Raw genomic sequence first — 15,815 nt, forward strand, 5'->3', positions numbered from 1 at the left:
CGCCGCGGACAGCAGGGAGGCCATCGCCCATGAGTGACGATGCCACGTTGATCACGCAGTGGAACACGCTGACCCGTGTCCATCGTCGGATCGAGACCCGGATGGAGCGACACCTTCATCAGCATCTGGGCCTGGGAGTGAGCGAGTTCTACGCACTTCGGGCCTTGCGGGAGGGTGTGCGGGCCGGCACGGGTCTGCTCTACCTCGACGACCTGGCCAACGGGATAGGGCTGAGCCAGTCCGCCACCAGCCGTCTCGTGACGCGTCTGCAAGACCGTGGCCTGATCACCACGCACACCTCGTCGCGGGATCGTCGGAGCGTCGAGATCGAACTCACCGCCGTCGCACACGACGTGCTGAGGGTGGGTTCGCCCCTCCTCCACCTGGCGGTCGAGGAGGTCGTACGGGAACTCGGCGCCGAGGACACCGACGAAGACCTGCTCCGCTACCTCACGGGGAGCGCGGGCGGCGCGACCCCTCGACCGGCCAACCGGCAAGTGCCCGCTCTTTGATGAGCGACAGCCCGGTTCCGCGTCGTCCGTGCGGGTGTCTCCTGAGCCGGCTCGCCTGCAGCGTACGGCTGAGGGCACTGGCGGTGCGTGACAGCCAGAGCCGTGACTCGGGTCACTGTGCCAGGGGTCGCGTTCGTGACCTCAAGGAATGTTCGACATGCGCCGAACAGCCGGTAGCATGGTCGGCATGCCGGACCACTCGTCACCTGCCGACAGCGAGATCGCCCTGCCGCGCCTGCTGGGAGTGCTGAGCGATCCGACGCGGCTGGGGATCGTCCGGATCCTGTCGGACGGCGCCGAACGCGGATGGGGGCAATTCAGTGCCCCGGTCGCCAAGTCCACGCTCAGTCATCATCTCAAGATGCTGCGCGAGGCGGGTGTCACGCAGACCCGCCAGGAGGGCACGCGCTGCTACGTGAAGCTGCGGGGTGACGCCATCGAGGCCCGTTTCCCCGGCCTTCTGCCGGCACTGCTGTCCGCCGCGGTCACCGACAACATCGGAGAGCACGTCACCGAGCGCGACGAGCAGGTGTAACGGCGTCACTGCTCGCCGCCCCGTGCAGACACTGGTCGCAGCCATCCCCACGCTGTGGCATCAATGCCGCGCCTTGTCCCCATGGTGACGGACGCCCCGAATACGCCCTGAAGCCCACGCCACACATCACACGCTGTGGAACTGTTGCCCAACGTACACACCTTCCACATTTGACGGGAGCGCGAAGGCCACTCATATTGTTCTATGTACAACGAACATCGAACAACGGAGCACTTGATGCCTGCCAACTCCCTCGACCAAGCCTTCTCCGGCCATGTGGCGATCGTGACCGGCGCCGGCTCCGGTATCGGCCGGGCCACGGCGATCGCCTTCGCCGAGGCCGGCGCACACGTACTCGGTGTGGGCCGCCGTGAGGGGCCGCTGCAGGAGACCGCTGCGGTCCACGACAACATCGAGATCCTGGCGATCGACGTCTGTGGCGACGGAGCACCCGCCAAGGTCGTCACTGCTGCCGTGGAGCGGTGGGGACGCCTCGACCATCTGATCAACAACGCCGGCGCGACGGCGGTCATGCCGCTGGCGGAGACCGACAAGCAGACGATCGTCGATCTGCTCGCGCTCAACGTCGTCGCTCCGAGCCTCCTGGCCCATGAGGCCCTGCCGCACCTGCGCAGGTCCTCCGGAACGATCATCAACCTCTCCAGCACCTACGGGCACCGCCCCATGGCCGGCGGCGCGCACTACTCGGCCACCAAGGCGGCCATCGAACAGATGACGCGGAGCTGGGCCCTGGAACTCGCTGGTGAAGGTGTTCGCGTCAACTCCGTCGCTCCCGGCCCCACCCGTACCGATGTCATGCTCCACGCCGGTCTCACCCCCGAGGCCGCCAACGACATGTACGCCTATGAGCGCGACCGCATCCCCACCCACCACATCGCGAGCGCGGACGAGGTGGCTCACTGGATCCTTCGGATGGCCGACCCGGCCGGGCGTCATGCGACCGGTCAGGTGATCACCGTCGACGGCGGTCTGGAACTCATCTGACCCAGCCGTCCTCGGCCAGCCCTCACAGCGAGCCGAAGGAGCCCGCCCAGGTCACTCGGCTCGGACCGGCTCACCGCGCCGGACCCCGCGGTGGCGGGTCCTGCCGTGTCGGCGGAGGAGTGGATGATCCAGTGCACGCCGGAGGCCGCGCTGGATTGCAACCGCACAGAAGGCGCGACGGTCCGGTTACCGGTCGCCGCACGCCGTCGGGGAAGTCGTCGTGCACAGGGAGCGATCGCGCCGATGCCGTCGCTCCCGTGCCCATGGCCGCGTCGGCGCGGGCGTCCCCGACCGGCCCCCGCTCCCCGACGAGGCGGTGCCCTGCGAGCGGGACCGATGCCGTCCCCGCCGGAGAATGCCGAAGTCTGCTGTCACCCGGCTTCCGACGGGGACTTGAGGCCGGTCTCCGGCGTTGCGCGCCGCCCGGAGCAGGCGCCGCCGGCCGAGGACCGGGAAGACCGGTCTCGCGGAGCGGTGAGGTGATCGACGCGCCCGGTCAGCGGGGCCCTGCGACGGCTCCGTCGATGAGGCGATCGGCTGCCGCGTCGGTACGGGCGACGTCATGGGTCACCAGACGGTCCTGGCACAATCCGCGCAGGCCGGAAACGAGCAGTGTGGCCGCGGCCCGTGCCTGCTCCGGCGAGTGACCCAGCCGGACGTAAGCGGCGGAGATCGGGCCGATCATGACTTCGACGGTATCGGCGGCCAGTGCGCCGTACTGCTGGGGGTCGGTGGCGGCCAGGCTCAGCAACTGCAACAGCATGCGGATCGGTCCGGACTGCTCCCCGACGGTCATCGCCTCCCACAGCGCGCGGGCGGCCCGACGCAGGCCGGCGGTGTCGTGGACGCCGTCGAACATCGCACGGGCATCGGGCCGGTTGGCGAGCAGTGCCTGCGCCAGCAGGTTCTCGCGACTGCCGAAGTAGTACAGAAGCATGCGTTTGGTGGTGCCGATGGCTTCGGCGAGCGGGCTCAGCGACATCTGGGCGAGCCCGTGGTCTTGCAGGTGCGCCACCACCTGCTGCAGCAGCTCGGCGCGCTTTTCGACATTGACTGGGCGAGGCATGACTTTGACTGTACCGGTCGGTACGCGTAGGGTCCGCAAGGTGTTGGCGTGCCGATCGGTACATTAATCAGGCGTTTGCGTCAGCGACGGCGAAGTGCGAAGAACGTGAAGGGATCTCATGGAGCGGGCTGCTGCACTGCGGGAAACGGTCACGAGACGTGGGGCCGGACGTGACCCAGTCGTCCACCTGCCCAGGTGCGGCCGCGCGGCGGTTCGCGGCGTCCGGGGGGCGGCTCTGTGAAGCACCGCAAGGGGGACGCCGAAGGCACACCCTGGATCAGGACCCTGGCCGAGACCCTGATGTTCCCGATGGTACTTTTCCTCGGCCTTCTGTTCTGTTTCACCTCGGCCTTCCACGCTCCCCAGCCGCACCACGTGAAGATCGTGGTCGCCCACCTCGGAACGGAACGCAAGGTCGACTCCGCCCTGCAGAGGGCGCATCCCGGTGGGTTCGACGTCACCGTCGTGGCAGACGCGGGGCAGGCCCGCCGGGCAGTGCTCCAGCGGGACGCCGTGGCGGGATACGCAGCCGTGGGCGGACACCCCGTGCTGTACGTGGCCCAGGCCAACGGGAAGTCGCTGGAACAGACGTTGGCCCAGGGCTTCACCCGACTGGCGTCGCACGACCACCAAAAGCTCACGATCACGGACGTGGCACCCACCGTGCGCAAGGACCAGAACGGCACCACCCTGGTCTACCTCGGAGTCGCCTGGAGCGTTCCCGGCTACATACTCGCGACCACCCTGCTGCGTGCGGTGACCTTCAACCGCCGCAAGAAGCTGATGACCATCGCGGGTGTCGCCGCGCTCTTCAGTGCGGTGGGTTATCTCGTCGGCACATGGCTGAACTACCTTCCCGACGAGCCCTCGGCGCTGGCGATCGGCTTCCTGCTCACCATGGCGGTGGCCACCTTCTCCGCCGGCATCGCGCCGTTCACACGGCAGTTCTTCCCCCTCGTGGGCATGGGTCTGTTCATCGTGCTGAGCGTCCCCACCAGTGGCGTGGCTCCCGTCCCGCTGCTGCCGACGTTCTTCCAGGATCTGCATGCCGCGATGCCGTTGGGCAACGCGGTGGACGCTCTCAAGGGGCTCCTGTACTTCGACGGAGCGGGCGTGCTCAGACCAGTCCTCGTGCTCGGTGCGTGGATCGTCGCCGGATTCGCCCTGCTCGGGCTCGACGCGTGGAGGCACCATCGCGAGGCCGCCGGGAAGGATACGGAGGATGCCGAGGAGGACGTCCCGGAGCCTCCGGTCGAGGATCCCTCCGTGGAGGCTCCCGCACCCACCGCGCTCCCGGTCCACCATCACCACCACTTCGGCGAGCCGCTGCCCATGCTGGAGGGCGCCGTCCGTGACGAGGAGCAGCAACCCATCCGTCATGCCGCCGTGACCGTCATGGACACCCGCGGTCGGCAGCTGGTGCGGACCACGACCAACGCGCAGGGCGAGTACGCCGTGACCGGCCTGCCCGAGGGATACATCGCCATCGTCGTCGCCTACCCCGGCCGGCACCCGGTGGTGCACCAGAAGCTGATGCAGCCCGGCGTGGCCGTCCGGGCCGACTTCACCCTGCACGGCCGCACCCGCTGGACGTCGTTCCGGGCACTGTCGCAGCGTTGACGCGAGCACGGGGTGGCCTCGTGCGTTCGACGGCCCTCTCGGAGCTGACGCCGGCGCCGGAGAACGCGACGCCGGGCCGTAACGGCCCGGCGTGACTGCCCGGTTCCAGCCGACGTGATCGGACTGCTCACCCATCGAGCTGAGTGGAGGCTTTGTGGGTGCTCGCCGCACGGGCCGCTCTCGGCCCGCCTCGCCCCTCTCGGCGGCCGCCACCCATCAGCCGGCAGCGTCCTTGCCCCGGGCCCGGTCCCAGCCGCCCACAAGGGGGCCGGTCGACGAGGTGCCGCCCCGGTCGGCGCGCACGGTGGCGCGGGCACGACATCCGGAGGCGGGAGCGGACCGCGGGCACTCGAAGCCCCCGCCAACCGCCGCCACCCCGGGTGCGCAGCATGCGGCGGCCGCGGTGACGGGCATCGCGTTCGGTCCCGACGTTCTCGTCACACTGCCCCGGGACACCAGCCGTCGGCGGCAGACCCGCGTCCGCAGTGGTTCGAGGAGTGCACCGCCGACCGCGGGCACCTCCATTCAGACGGCGGCGTCCACCGCTGCCGGTGGGTTCCCGAGGTCGAGAGGAAGGTCCATGACCCGGTGGAACCGGCTCAGTGCGTTCCACAGGCTGACGGACATGACGAACTCGACCAGCTCCCGCGGTGCGAAGGCGTCCCGCAGCTTTGCCGACAGCTCGGGCTGGACGCCGGTCACACTGTCCTGACGGCGGGTCACCGGAAGGTCGAGCGTGATGGCGCGGGTGAACCGCAGGGCAAGCCGCTCCCTGTCGGTGAACGAGGTGAAGTCTCCGGCGGCCAGCCGCTCCAGGTCCGCCTCGCCCACGCCCTTCTTCAGCGCCGAGTAGCAGCGGTGGCTCACCGAGTAGCGGCAGTGGTTCAGCAACGAGACGTAGACGGCCGTGAGTTCCTTGATGCGCGGGTCGAGCTCACCGGGGCCGGTGACCGAGCGGATGAACGGCAGATAGGTGGCGAACATACCGGGGCAGTTGGCGATGGCCAGCCAGGTGTTCAGCAGGGTGCCGAACGTCTCCTCACCGGCCTCGATCATCGGCAGATCGGTCGCGTCGATGTCTTCTTCGGCCACCAAGGGCACGAGCGCCATGGTAGGACCCTCCTCGAATCGAATGGTGTGGGACATGTCCGCCGGTCAGCCCTTGCGCAGTACTTCCGCGACCGACGCCCAGTCGTGATCGGCCAGGCCGGAGTCGATCGCGGTCTGAAAGGTGTGGCGCAGGGCGGGCAGCGCGGGTAGCTGCAGCCCCGCCGACTCCGCGGCGGCCTCGGCCAGCGCGAGATCCTTGCCGCCCAGCGCCGTGCGGAATCCGGCCGGCAGATACGCGCGGTCCGCCATCGACGTGCCGTACCCCTCGTACACCGGGCCCGGGAACACGGTGCCGGCGATCACCTTCTGCAGGTCGTGGGGGTCGATCCCGTGGCGCTCCGCCAGTGTGAAGCCCTCCGCCAGTGCCTCCAGTGCGTGGATGATCAGCAGATTCATGGTGATCTTGACCGCGTTTGCCTGCCAGGGCTGCTCACCGACCCGCCAGGTCCGCCGACCGAGCGCCGAGAACACCGGCTCCAGGGAATCGATCAATCCGCCGTCACCGGCGGCCAGCAGGTTGAGCTGCCCTGCCTCGGCGACCGAGGGACGGCCCAGTACGGGGACAGCGAGGTAGCCTACCCCGGCCGCCCGGTGCCGCTCGGCCAGTGCCCGTCCGGCCTCGACCGAGACGGTCGACATGCCGACGTGGACGGCCTCGGGCCCGGCCTCGGCCAGCACCGACTCGTGGAAAACAGCGGCGACGGCGCCGTCGTCGGCCAGCGTCGACAGTACCGGCCCGGCGGCGAACAGTTCGCCGACCGAGCCGGCGCGTTGCGCACCCAGTGCGACGAGGTCGTCGACGACGGTGGGGGACCGGTTCCAGACCGTCACCTCGTGTCCTTCGGACAGCAGACGCCGGACCATGCCGCGGCCCATGTTGCCGAGACCGGCAACCGAGACCTGTGCCATGTGAATGTTCCTCTCCGGCCGTCAGATGACCGACTTGCCGAGCCCGCCGTCGACCTGGAGGGTCTGGCCTGTCACATAGGTCGAGAGATCGGAGGCCAGGAACAGGGCCGCGGCCGCGATCTCCTCGGGGCGGCCCCAGCGGCCGAGGCGAATACCGAGGTTGTCGACCATTCCGTCCCGCACCTGCTCGGGCGTGATGTCCTTCGCCTCGGCGGTGGCCGCGTGCCGGTCCTGCCAGACCTGCGTCAGGGTCATGCCCGGCGAGATGCCGTTCACCAGCACGCCCTGAGGGGCTGCTTCGGCCGCGAGGTAACTGGTGAGAGCGACGACGGCGGCGTTCACCGCGGCGGCCACCCCGATGTTCGGGACCAGCACGTGCGCCGCCATGCCGGCGATGTTGATGATGCGTCCGGTGCCGCCCTTCTCGATGAGGGGGAGGGCGGCGCGGGCGACCCGGAGGTAGCCGACGGTCTTGGCGTTCAGCGCGTCGCTCACCACCGCCTCATCGGCATCGGCCAGTGGGCTGACCGCCAGCAGTGGCGCTGCGGAATTGACCACGATGTCCAGTCGGCCCTGCCAGGCGTGCGCTTCACGAACCGCGTCGGCCACGGCGTCGTCGTCGGTGACGTCGGCCACCAGGGTCAGCACAGGGCTGTCGCCGCCTTGGGCGATCCTCTCCGCCGCCGCCTCCAGTTTCGCCTTGGTGCGGCCGAGGAGGGCGACCGCGGCGCCCTGTTGGTGCAGTGCCTCCGCCACCGCGAGACCGAGACCACTGCCGCCTCCCGTGATGAGGGCGGTGCGTCCGTCGAGTCGAACACCAAGAGTCATTGCCTTTTCTCCGTCCATGTATCCGGCGGCGCCGTACCGCCACGCTGAGCCTGAAGCGCGGACGGCCGCACGGCAATGACGACTAACGGGTGGAATAACTCGGCGAAAATGCGATTAACAAGCGTCTAACAATCGCTGTCGTACGATCTCGCCAACCTCGAGGGTGTGCACCACATCTAGTGTGCTCCAGCTCAAGAAGGCGGGAAACTGCAATGGTGCGACCTGCTGGCCGGGGACTGACGATCGATGAAATCGTCCGTGCATCCAGCATTGAGATCATTCCACTGAAAGACGCGGAGAAGAAGGCGGCCGCCGTGCCGACCGGAACGACAGTGAGCATCACCTGCTCGCCGAAGTTCGGACTGTCACGGACGCTCGACCACGTTGCGGCGGCCTGCCGGTCGGGGCTCCGGGTCGTGCCGCATCTGGCGGCCCGGATGGTCGAAGGCCGGCCGCACCTGCGGGATTTCGTTCGCAGGGTGACCGACCTCGGCGTCGAGGAGCTGTTCATCGTCGGCGGCGACGGCGAGGAGCCCGTCGGCGCCTACAGCGAGGCCCTGGACATACTCCAGGAACTGGGCGAGTTCGACCACGGACTGACCCGGCTGGGGATCGGCTGCTATCCGGAAGGCCACCCGAAAATCGCGGACGAGAGGCTGTTCGAGGTCCTGTCGCTCAAGCAGCACTATGCCGACTACATGGTGAGCCAGCTCTGCTTCGACGCCTTCGCTCTGACCGGGTGGCTGCGGTCCGCCCGCGAACGCGGCATCACTCTGCCGCTGCGCGTCGGCGTCGCGGCTCCCCTGCAGACCAGGAAACTGATCGAACTCTCGGTCAAGATCGGCGTCGGCCAGTCCGTAAGGTTTCTGTCCAAACAGCACGGCATGGTCGGCAGTCTCCTGCTCGGACGTTCCTATGACCCCATGGACCTGCTGCGCGCCGTCCAAAAGGAGATCTCCTTCACCGAATTGTCGGTCGAAGGTCTGCATCTGTTCTCCTTCAATCAGGTGGACGCCACACTCGAATGGCTTTTTCGTGCCACCGGTACGGAGAAGACCGGGTGACTACGGAAACCCGACGCCTTCACCAAGATTCCACCCGCTGACAGAAGGTCGAGCGTGACATTCTCATGAATCTCGAAGAGAAGATCCAGCAGGTCGGCAACGTCGCGCACATGCTGCGCAACGCGCCCCAGGGTCCGTACGTGTATCCGATGCGTGCCGAATACACCAACTGGCGGGACGAACAGCGGGCGTGGCATGAGACCGCAGTGCTCTTCGACCAGTCGCACCACATGACGGACATCTACTTCAAGGGTCCGGACGCACTGCGGCTCATGTCCGACCTCGGTGTGAACGGGTTCAAGAACTTCGGCCGGAACAAGGCGAAGCAGTTCGTGGCGTGCAACCACGACGGGTACTTCGTCGGTGACGCCATCCTGTTCGGTTTCGAGGACGACGAGTTCAGCCTGGTGGGCCGACCGGTCGCGCCCAACTGGGCCGCCTTCCACGCCGAAACAGGTCAATACCGCGTCACGGTCACGCGTGACGAACGCTCCATCGCCAACGACGGCCGGCGGCTCACCTTCCGCTTCCAGCTCAACGGCCCGGCCACCCACAAGATCGTCGAAAAGGCGGCGGGCGTGCCGCTCCCGCGGATCAGGTTCTTCGGCATGGGTGAGATCGAGATCGCGGGCGTCCCGATCCGAGCGCTCAACCACACCATGGTCGGCATACCCGGGCAGGAGTTCACCGGCCTGGAACTGGTCGGTCCCTCAGCACACGGCGAACGGGTCCGTGAGGCGCTGCTGACGGCGGGGGAGGAGTTCGGGCTGCGTCAGGGCGGCGCACGGGCCTACCCGTCCACCGCCATCGAATCCGGCTGGATCCCCGCGCCGGTGCCGGCCCTCTACACCGGCGAGTCGATGAGACCGTTCCGGGAGTGGCTGTCCGCCGAGGGGTTCGAGGCGAACGCCTCCATCGGCGGCAGCTTCGTGTCGGACGACATCGAGGACTACTACGTCACGCCGTGGGACCTCGGTTACGGGCGCGTCATCAAGTTCGACCACGACTTCGTCGGACGGGCGGCGCTGGAGCGGATGGCGGATCAGCCGCACCGCAGAAAGGTATGGCTGCGCTGGAACGACCGGGACACCGCGGAGCTGATCGCCGACAGCCTGTTCGGCACCGGACAACGGGCGAAGTACCTGGAGATGCCGGTCTCCAACTACGCCACCGGAACCTACGACAAGGTGCTCGTCGACGGCCGGCTGGTGGGCATTTCCGCCAACAACGGCTACACGGTCAACGTCGGAGGCTGGTCCTCCCTGGGCATGGTGGACGAGGCGGAGGCGATCGACGGCCGGGAGGTGACGATCGTCATCGGCGAGGAGAACGGCGGTTCGGCCAAACCCACCGTCGAACGGCATGTCCAGCGGCACATCCGGGCCACGCTCCGTACCCGCCCCCTGGTGTGACCGGCGCCCCGACGGAGTGCGTCGAGGCACTCCCTGCACTGCGGAGGATGTGATGCAAATGAGCGGAACACGCTGGGTTCTCACCCTGACCTGTCCCGACCAGCCGGGTATCGTGCACGCGGTCGCGGCGTTCCTGCTGGAACACGACTGCACCATCGTGGAGAGCCAGCAGTTCATCGAGCGCGAGGCCGGCAAGTTCTTCATGCGGGTCGAGTTCGAGGCACTGGACCCGCACACCACGGTCGACCACCTGCGCGCGGACTTCACCGGCGTACCGGAACGGTTCTCCATGGAATGGCGCCTGACGGACGGCAGCAGACCGCAACGCGTGCTCATCATGGTGAGCCGGTTCGGGCACTGCCTCAACGACCTGCTGTTCCGCGCCCACAACGGCGCCTTGAACGCGGACGTGGCCGCTGTGGTGTCCAACCACGCGGATCTGCGCTACCTGGCCGAGACCTACGGCATCCCCTATCACCACGTCCCGGTCACGCCGGAGACCAGGCCGGCCGCGGAGAAGGAACTGTTCGGCCTGGTCGAGGACCTGGAGGTCGACCTCGTGGTGCTCGCCCGCTACATGCAGATCCTGTCGCCGGAACTGTGCAAGAAGCTGGAGGGCCGGGCCATCAACATCCACCACTCCATGCTCCCCAGTTTCAAGGGCGCCCGGCCCTACTACCAGGCCCATGCCAAGGGCGTGAAGCTCGTGGGCGCCACCGCGCACTACGTGACTCCGGACCTCGACGAGGGCCCCATCATCGAACAGGAGGTGGCACGCATCGACCACTCCATGACGGCGGCCGAGGCGACCACCCTCGGCCGGGACGTCGAGTGCCTGGCGCTGTCCCGCGCGGTCCGCTGGCACTGCGAGAACCGCGTACTTCTGCACGGGAAGCGGACCGTGGTGTTCCGCTGATCCCGTGACACACACCCCACACCCATCGGAACTGACGGAGGTTCCATGCCCATCCCCGGTCTCACACGCGTCGACCACTTCGGCATCACGGTGCCCGACCTCGACCAGGCGCGTGAGTTCTTCGAGGACGTGCTCGGCTTCGAGTACCTGTACCGGCTCGGTCCCCTGCGGGACGACACGGGCCACTGGATGAGCGAGCACCTCAACGTCCACGACAGGGCGGTCTCACCGCGCATCTACTTCTTCCGCGTCGGCGGCCAGGCGATCCTGGAGGTCTTCGAGTACCAGGCGCCCGACCAACGGCTGGAACCGCCGCTCAACAGTGACATCGGCGGCCATCACCTGGCCCTGTACGTCGATGACATCGATGCCGCGACAGCCGAACTGCGGCGACGGGGTCTGCGAGTTCTCGGAGACCCGACGCGGAGCCGAGGGCCCCACGAGGGCCAGCGGTGGGTCTACTTCCTGTCGCCGTGGGGCCTGCAGTGCGAGTTGGTGTCCTATCCCGAGGGCAAGGCGTACTTCCGCAACCCGGCGGCCTTCAGTTGAGCGCCGCCCGGTCGGCGCCGTGCGGTACGGAGCCCGGCCGGTACCTGAAATCCGAGCACTGACCGGCGTGTTGACGGGCTGTCAACGCCCGCGAAGGAGCGCTTGACCGTCGACACCGCCCGCTCGATCATTGACGCCCTGGAGCCGCGCGGGCGCCGTGACGGCTCCGGCCGGTGACTGTCGGTCATGGACCTGACGGCGCGTTGTGCTGACCTCTGAGTTAGGCGGGCCACGGTGGAAGACCATCACAGTGCGGGCGGGGGCGGCGGGCCCAGGGTGATCCGACGGAAGCTCGCGGCGCCCGAGCCCGGCGACGACGTCGTACGGCGGGACCGGCTGACACTGGCGATCCGCTCTCTCCTCGACCGCCACCCCGTGGTCACGGTGTGCGCGCCCGCCGGCGGCGGCAAGACCACGGCCGTCGCGCTGGCCCTGCGCGACTTCGACCGTCCCGTCGCCTGGCTGTCGCTCGACGGCACCGAGCAGGCTCCCGGCCGGTTGCTGGTCTATCTCGAAGCGGCGGTCGAGCCGCACGTTCCCGCGGCGGGCGGCGTCGCGTCCGAAGTCCTGCGCCAGGGCATCCACATCGGCGAGGCCGCGGGACTGTTCGCGGAGAGCCTTCAGGGCAGCCGACTGGTGCTGGTCTGCGACAACGTCGAGCGGATCACGGCGGACGAGGGCTCGCTCGTCGTTCTGTCGGCGCTGGCCCGGTATCTGCCCGCAGACGTCAATCTGGTACTGATCTCACGCGCGGGCATCACACTGGACCTCGGTTCGATCAGCGACCTCTCCCGTGTGGGCGAACTGGGCGAGGACGACCTCGCCTTCGACGCCGACGAGACGGCGGCCGCCCTGCGGCTCATGGGCCGGCCGGTCGCCGACGGCGAGGACGTCTTCGCGACCACGGGCGGCTGGGTGGCCGGAGTGCTGATCGAGGGATCGCGGACCCGCGAGCCGGCCGATCACAGGGCCGACGCTCTGCGCGGCTACCTCTCGGCGAACATCCTGCGTACCCTCTCCGCCGCCGAACGCACCTTCCTGCTGCACACCAGCCCCCTGACAGAGGTCTCGGCCGACGACGCGGTGGCACTCGGGCAGAGCGACGCGGCCCGGCTGATGTCCGGCCTGCGCCACAAGCGCCTGCCGGTGTGCTGGTCCCAGGACGGCACCCGGCTGACCCCACACCCCCAGTTCCGCACGTTCCTGGCCGCCGAACTGGCCCGGACCGAGGACCCGGAGACGGTGCGCCGGCTTCACCGGCTCCACGCCGACCTGCTGGTACGGCAAGGAGCGCTGGAGGACGCCGTGGAGGAACTGCTGCGCCTGGGCGACATGGAGGATGCCTGGCGACAGGCAGCGGTCGTCCTGCCCCACCTGGTCGCCCACATGGAATTCGCCTCCGCCGCCCGGTGGCTGGACGCGCTGGACGTCCCGAGGAGGACCCCGACCCCCGAGATCGGCACCGTGGTCCTACGCGTGTCGTTCGCACTCGAACAGAGCCGACGCGGCAACGAACTGCTGGACCGGCACGGCTACGAGTGGCTGCCGGGGCCCGACTCACCCCACTTCGAGGAAGCGCTCCTCCTGGCGACGTGGTGCCTGTGGCACTCCGGCCGCCTGAGCGAGGCGCGGGCCCTCGCGGAGCGACTGCCCGACGGCCGTGCCCGGGAGGTCGCCGACAACCTTCTGGCCCTGGCCGACGGCAGCTCACCACCGTTCCCCGACTACGCGCCGGCGTCCTCGAGCACGGTCGACGGGATGCACATGCGTATCGGTTACTTCCGCGGCAGGCTACGCGGGCTGGACCGTCCGGCCGCGTTCGAGCCGTGGCGAACCGTGCTCGGTGTCCCATGGATCATCGCCGGACTGCGCGCGACGGGACGCCTGGAGGAGGCCATGGCGATGTACGAGGTGCGCCGTGAGTCGTGGCAGCCGCCCTGGCTGCACGCGGTCGACGCGGTCGACCTCATGATCGACCTCGGGTGCGGGGAGGAGGCATCGGCCGCCCTGGAACGCGGACGCCGGCTGATCGCCGAGACGGGCTCACTGCAGTACCACGTCCTCGGCCGGCTGAACGAGGCGAAACTGTGCCTGCGGCTGCACCATGACACCGAGGCCGCCGACCACGCCCTCGCCGAGGCGAAGGCGTGCGGCGCCACCGACTACGCGTTCAGCCGGGAGCTGTACCAGTTGTGGCGCGGGCTCTCGCTGCTCTTCCGCGACCGCAACGCCGAGGCACGCAGGGAGCTACAGGCGTGCGTCGACAGTATGCGACGGGGCGACCGGCGGCTCGAACTGGCGACTGCCGCGGCCTACCTGGCGGAGGCGTACTGGCGGCTCGGCGAGGAGGACGCCTCCGACGCGGCCGCTGAACTCGCCCTCAGCGAATCCGCGGCGCAAGGGTCACAGCATCTGCTGCTCACCGCGCTCGCGGACGTCCCCGCCGTGGCGGTCAGAGAAGCGGACGCATCCCCGACCCGGATGTCCCGCTGGCATGAGCTCACCGCCGCGTTGTCCAGCCAGGACACACTGCGGGTCACCGCCCGGGCACCGCGCATGCTGCTGGAGGAGTTCGGCGAACCCGTCCTGACCCTCGACGGACAGCCGGCCCCGTTGCGGCTGAGCAAGAGCATGGAGCTGCTCAGCTACCTGCTGGCAGCGCGGCGCGAGGTGTCCCGGCAGGAACTCCTGGACGCCCTGTTCGACAGCCGCAACGACGCCGCCGGCCGCAGCTACCTGCGCCAGGCGCTCTACCGGCTGCGCGAGGTGCTCCCCGAGGAGCTCGCGCCCCAGCAGGACGGCGATCGGTTCCGCCTCACCTGCCCCGATCTCGTCAGCGGCTCGGCACAGGTCCTGCTCGACTCCCTGGCACAGGCCGAGCGCCAGGACGGGGAGATCCGGCTGCGCACCATGACGGAGGCGCTGGCGCACGCCGACCGGGGGCCCTACCTGTCGACGCTGTCCAGCACCTGGGTGGAGCAGCGCCGCATGGAGATCGGCGAACGGATCGCCGGCGGCCGCCTCGAAGCGGCCAGACTGGCGTTCCGGCTGAGCAGGTACCGCGAGGCGCGGCAACTCGTCGACGACGTGCTCAGGGAGAGCCCGTACCGAGAGCAGGCATGGCAGCTCGCCATCTCACTGGCCCACGCGAGCGGCAGCGACGACTCCGTGCTGTCCCTGTACCGGCGTTACACGGCGGCCATGCGGGAGGTCGGGGTCGCGCCGTCAGCCGAGGTGCGCCGGCTCGTGGCGCAGTTGCGGCGGTGAACGACGGCCTTCGATTTCGAGGCGATTAACGCCCGTCCGACCACACTCGGGCCCACCACAACCTGCCGACCGTGGAGGGAACCTCATGGCTTATCACATCGCACGTGCCGCAGAACGCGAGTGGGTCGACGTCAAGGACGTGCCCGGGCTTCGCCAGGCGCTGCTGGTCGGCGAGATACACGGATCGCATCACATGGAGATCTCCCTGTACGAGCTCGCTCCCGGTAGCACGCTCGGCTGGAACCGCAGTCCGTTCGAGGAGTCGTGGTTCGTGACGGCGGGCAACGGCCGGGCGGCCCTGGCGGGCCTCGAGTACGACCTGGGCGCCGGGGACTACGGTGTCGCGCCCGTCGGGCTGGCGCACTCGCTCTCGGCCGGCGACCAGGGCCTGAGCTGGTTCTCCGTGCGGGCGCCGAAGCCGCCCTCCTTCGAGGGAGCCCGAAGCCGCATCTCCACGCAGCCGCTGTCCGGCGAGTACATGGGCCGGCCCTCGGAGACCGACCCCCGGCATCGTTTCGTCGGTCACTACAGCGAGTCGGGCGACGTGGTGCCCTTCGGCGACCTGTCCATGCCGGGATACCACGGGCCCAACATCAAGAACATCGGCATCCGGATGATGGTGGACCAGTTGCTCGGCGCTCAGCACCACACCACGTTCATCGCCGGCATCGCCGGACGCTCCGGGCCGGGCAAGGCCGCGAAGGTGCACTACCACCCGTTCGAGGAGATCTACTACTTCATCGGCGGTGGCATGCGCGGCTGGATCGACGGCAACGAAGAGGTCACCCAGACCGGCGACCTCGTCTGGGTCAGCACCGACGGAACACATGGCTTCGTCAACGAGCGTGACGAGCCCGCCCGCTGGATCGAGGTCCAGTCGCCCATCCCGCCGACCTCCGACGCCTTCTTCTTCCCGGACGACTGGCGGGCCCTCCCCGAGGGTGGGGAGTCTCGATGACGCACGACACGACCGCTCCGCGTACCGGGCCATCGACCTGGTGAACCAGGCGGTCACCACGGCG

At 68.8% G+C, this 15,815-nt stretch carries 14 protein-coding genes; 10 read left to right on the forward strand and 4 right to left on the reverse strand.

The window, feature by feature from the left end; genetic code table 11:
- Nucleotides 1-29: 29 nt before the first annotated feature.
- The 3 genes from ACGFRF_RS27350 (at nucleotide 30) to ACGFRF_RS27360 (ending at nucleotide 2,052) form a co-directional block, all read left to right on the forward strand.
- On the forward strand, nucleotides 30-512 hold the full coding sequence (locus tag ACGFRF_RS27350; protein ID WP_393744312.1) for a MarR family winged helix-turn-helix transcriptional regulator: 483 nt from the start codon (nucleotides 30-32) through the stop codon (nucleotides 510-512).
- A 187-nt stretch (nucleotides 513-699) separates the two neighbouring features.
- Nucleotides 700-1,047 (forward strand): ArsR/SmtB family transcription factor, encoded by a 348-nt coding sequence (locus ACGFRF_RS27355; protein ID WP_393744646.1) that lies wholly within the window; start codon nucleotides 700-702, stop codon nucleotides 1,045-1,047.
- A 237-nt stretch (nucleotides 1,048-1,284) separates the two neighbouring features.
- Entirely contained in the window at nucleotides 1,285-2,052 is a 768-nt protein-coding gene (locus ACGFRF_RS27360) for an SDR family NAD(P)-dependent oxidoreductase (RefSeq protein WP_393744314.1), read from the forward strand.
- A 496-nt stretch (nucleotides 2,053-2,548) separates the two neighbouring features.
- Here the strand turns inward: ACGFRF_RS27360 and ACGFRF_RS27365 are convergent, their stop codons facing one another.
- On the reverse strand, nucleotides 2,549-3,118 hold the full coding sequence (locus ACGFRF_RS27365; protein WP_393744316.1) for a TetR/AcrR family transcriptional regulator: 570 nt from the start codon (nucleotides 3,116-3,118) through the stop codon (nucleotides 2,549-2,551).
- Between the two features lie 237 nt (nucleotides 3,119-3,355).
- Here ACGFRF_RS27365 and ACGFRF_RS27370 point away from each other — a divergent pair, with 237 nt between their 5' ends.
- Entirely contained in the window at nucleotides 3,356-4,738 is a 1,383-nt protein-coding gene (locus tag ACGFRF_RS27370) for a carboxypeptidase regulatory-like domain-containing protein (protein WP_393744318.1), read from the forward strand.
- A gap of 525 nt (nucleotides 4,739-5,263) precedes the next feature.
- On the opposite strand, the gene ACGFRF_RS27375 is transcribed toward ACGFRF_RS27370, so the two are convergent.
- Genes ACGFRF_RS27375 through ACGFRF_RS27385 form a run of 3 tightly spaced genes read right to left on the reverse strand, consistent with a single transcriptional unit; the run spans nucleotide 5,264 to nucleotide 7,585 of the window.
- On the reverse strand, nucleotides 5,264-5,848 hold the full coding sequence (locus tag ACGFRF_RS27375; RefSeq protein WP_393744320.1) for a carboxymuconolactone decarboxylase family protein: 585 nt from the start codon (nucleotides 5,846-5,848) through the stop codon (nucleotides 5,264-5,266).
- 45 nt (nucleotides 5,849-5,893) lie between these two features.
- Nucleotides 5,894-6,757, reverse strand: coding sequence for an NAD(P)-dependent oxidoreductase (locus ACGFRF_RS27380; RefSeq protein ID WP_393744322.1), 864 nt, complete (start codon nucleotides 6,755-6,757; stop codon nucleotides 5,894-5,896).
- A 21-nt stretch (nucleotides 6,758-6,778) separates the two neighbouring features.
- Nucleotides 6,779-7,585, reverse strand: coding sequence for an SDR family NAD(P)-dependent oxidoreductase (locus tag ACGFRF_RS27385; protein WP_393744324.1), 807 nt, complete (start codon nucleotides 7,583-7,585; stop codon nucleotides 6,779-6,781).
- A 212-nt stretch (nucleotides 7,586-7,797) separates the two neighbouring features.
- Between ACGFRF_RS27385 and ACGFRF_RS27390 the strand changes: the two genes are divergently transcribed.
- The 6 genes from ACGFRF_RS27390 (at nucleotide 7,798) to ACGFRF_RS27415 (ending at nucleotide 15,751) form a co-directional block, all read left to right on the forward strand.
- Nucleotides 7,798-8,649, forward strand: a complete 852-nt coding sequence (locus ACGFRF_RS27390; RefSeq protein WP_393744326.1) for a methylenetetrahydrofolate reductase — start codon at nucleotides 7,798-7,800, stop codon at nucleotides 8,647-8,649.
- Nucleotides 8,650-8,714: 65 nt separating this feature from the next.
- Entirely contained in the window at nucleotides 8,715-10,061 is a 1,347-nt protein-coding gene (locus ACGFRF_RS27395; RefSeq protein WP_393744328.1) for an aminomethyl transferase family protein, read from the forward strand.
- A 58-nt stretch (nucleotides 10,062-10,119) separates the two neighbouring features.
- A complete protein-coding gene (gene purU / locus ACGFRF_RS27400; protein ID WP_393744330.1) occupies nucleotides 10,120-10,977 on the forward strand; it encodes a formyltetrahydrofolate deformylase in 858 nt (285 codons plus the stop codon).
- A gap of 45 nt (nucleotides 10,978-11,022) precedes the next feature.
- Nucleotides 11,023-11,526, forward strand: coding sequence for a VOC family protein (locus tag ACGFRF_RS27405; RefSeq protein WP_393744332.1), 504 nt, complete (start codon nucleotides 11,023-11,025; stop codon nucleotides 11,524-11,526).
- A 276-nt stretch (nucleotides 11,527-11,802) separates the two neighbouring features.
- Entirely contained in the window at nucleotides 11,803-14,793 is a 2,991-nt protein-coding gene (locus ACGFRF_RS27410; RefSeq protein WP_393744334.1) for a BTAD domain-containing putative transcriptional regulator, read from the forward strand.
- A gap of 85 nt (nucleotides 14,794-14,878) precedes the next feature.
- The gene (locus tag ACGFRF_RS27415) at nucleotides 14,879-15,751 is read left to right on the forward strand and encodes a cupin domain-containing protein (RefSeq protein ID WP_393744336.1); all 873 of its coding nucleotides are present in this window, start codon (nucleotides 14,879-14,881) and stop codon (nucleotides 15,749-15,751) included.
- Nucleotides 15,752-15,815 lie beyond the last annotated feature (64 nt).

The organism is Streptomyces sp. NPDC048521 (assembly GCF_043199855.1).
Taxonomy (GTDB): domain Bacteria; phylum Actinomycetota; class Actinomycetes; order Streptomycetales; family Streptomycetaceae; genus Streptomyces.

Coding starts and splice junctions, on each gene's coding strand:
- ACGFRF_RS27355 (WP_393744646.1), top strand. CDS start 700: ATGCCGGACCACTCGTCACCTGCCGACAGCGAGATCGCCCTGCCGCGC.
- ACGFRF_RS27415 (WP_393744336.1), top strand. CDS start 14,879: ATGGCTTATCACATCGCACGTGCCGCAGAACGCGAGTGGGTCGACGTC.
- ACGFRF_RS27385 (WP_393744324.1), bottom strand. CDS start 7,585: ATGACTCTTGGTGTTCGACTCGACGGACGCACCGCCCTCATCACGGGA.
- ACGFRF_RS27350 (WP_393744312.1), top strand. CDS start 30: ATGAGTGACGATGCCACGTTGATCACGCAGTGGAACACGCTGACCCGT.
- ACGFRF_RS27405 (WP_393744332.1), top strand. CDS start 11,023: ATGCCCATCCCCGGTCTCACACGCGTCGACCACTTCGGCATCACGGTG.
- ACGFRF_RS27360 (WP_393744314.1), top strand. CDS start 1,285: ATGCCTGCCAACTCCCTCGACCAAGCCTTCTCCGGCCATGTGGCGATC.
- ACGFRF_RS27390 (WP_393744326.1), top strand. CDS start 7,798: ATGGTGCGACCTGCTGGCCGGGGACTGACGATCGATGAAATCGTCCGT.
- ACGFRF_RS27380 (WP_393744322.1), bottom strand. CDS start 6,757: ATGGCACAGGTCTCGGTTGCCGGTCTCGGCAACATGGGCCGCGGCATG.
- ACGFRF_RS27395 (WP_393744328.1), top strand. CDS start 8,715: ATGAATCTCGAAGAGAAGATCCAGCAGGTCGGCAACGTCGCGCACATG.
- ACGFRF_RS27375 (WP_393744320.1), bottom strand. CDS start 5,848: ATGGCGCTCGTGCCCTTGGTGGCCGAAGAAGACATCGACGCGACCGAT.
- purU (WP_393744330.1), top strand. CDS start 10,120: ATGAGCGGAACACGCTGGGTTCTCACCCTGACCTGTCCCGACCAGCCG.
- ACGFRF_RS27365 (WP_393744316.1), bottom strand. CDS start 3,118: ATGCCTCGCCCAGTCAATGTCGAAAAGCGCGCCGAGCTGCTGCAGCAG.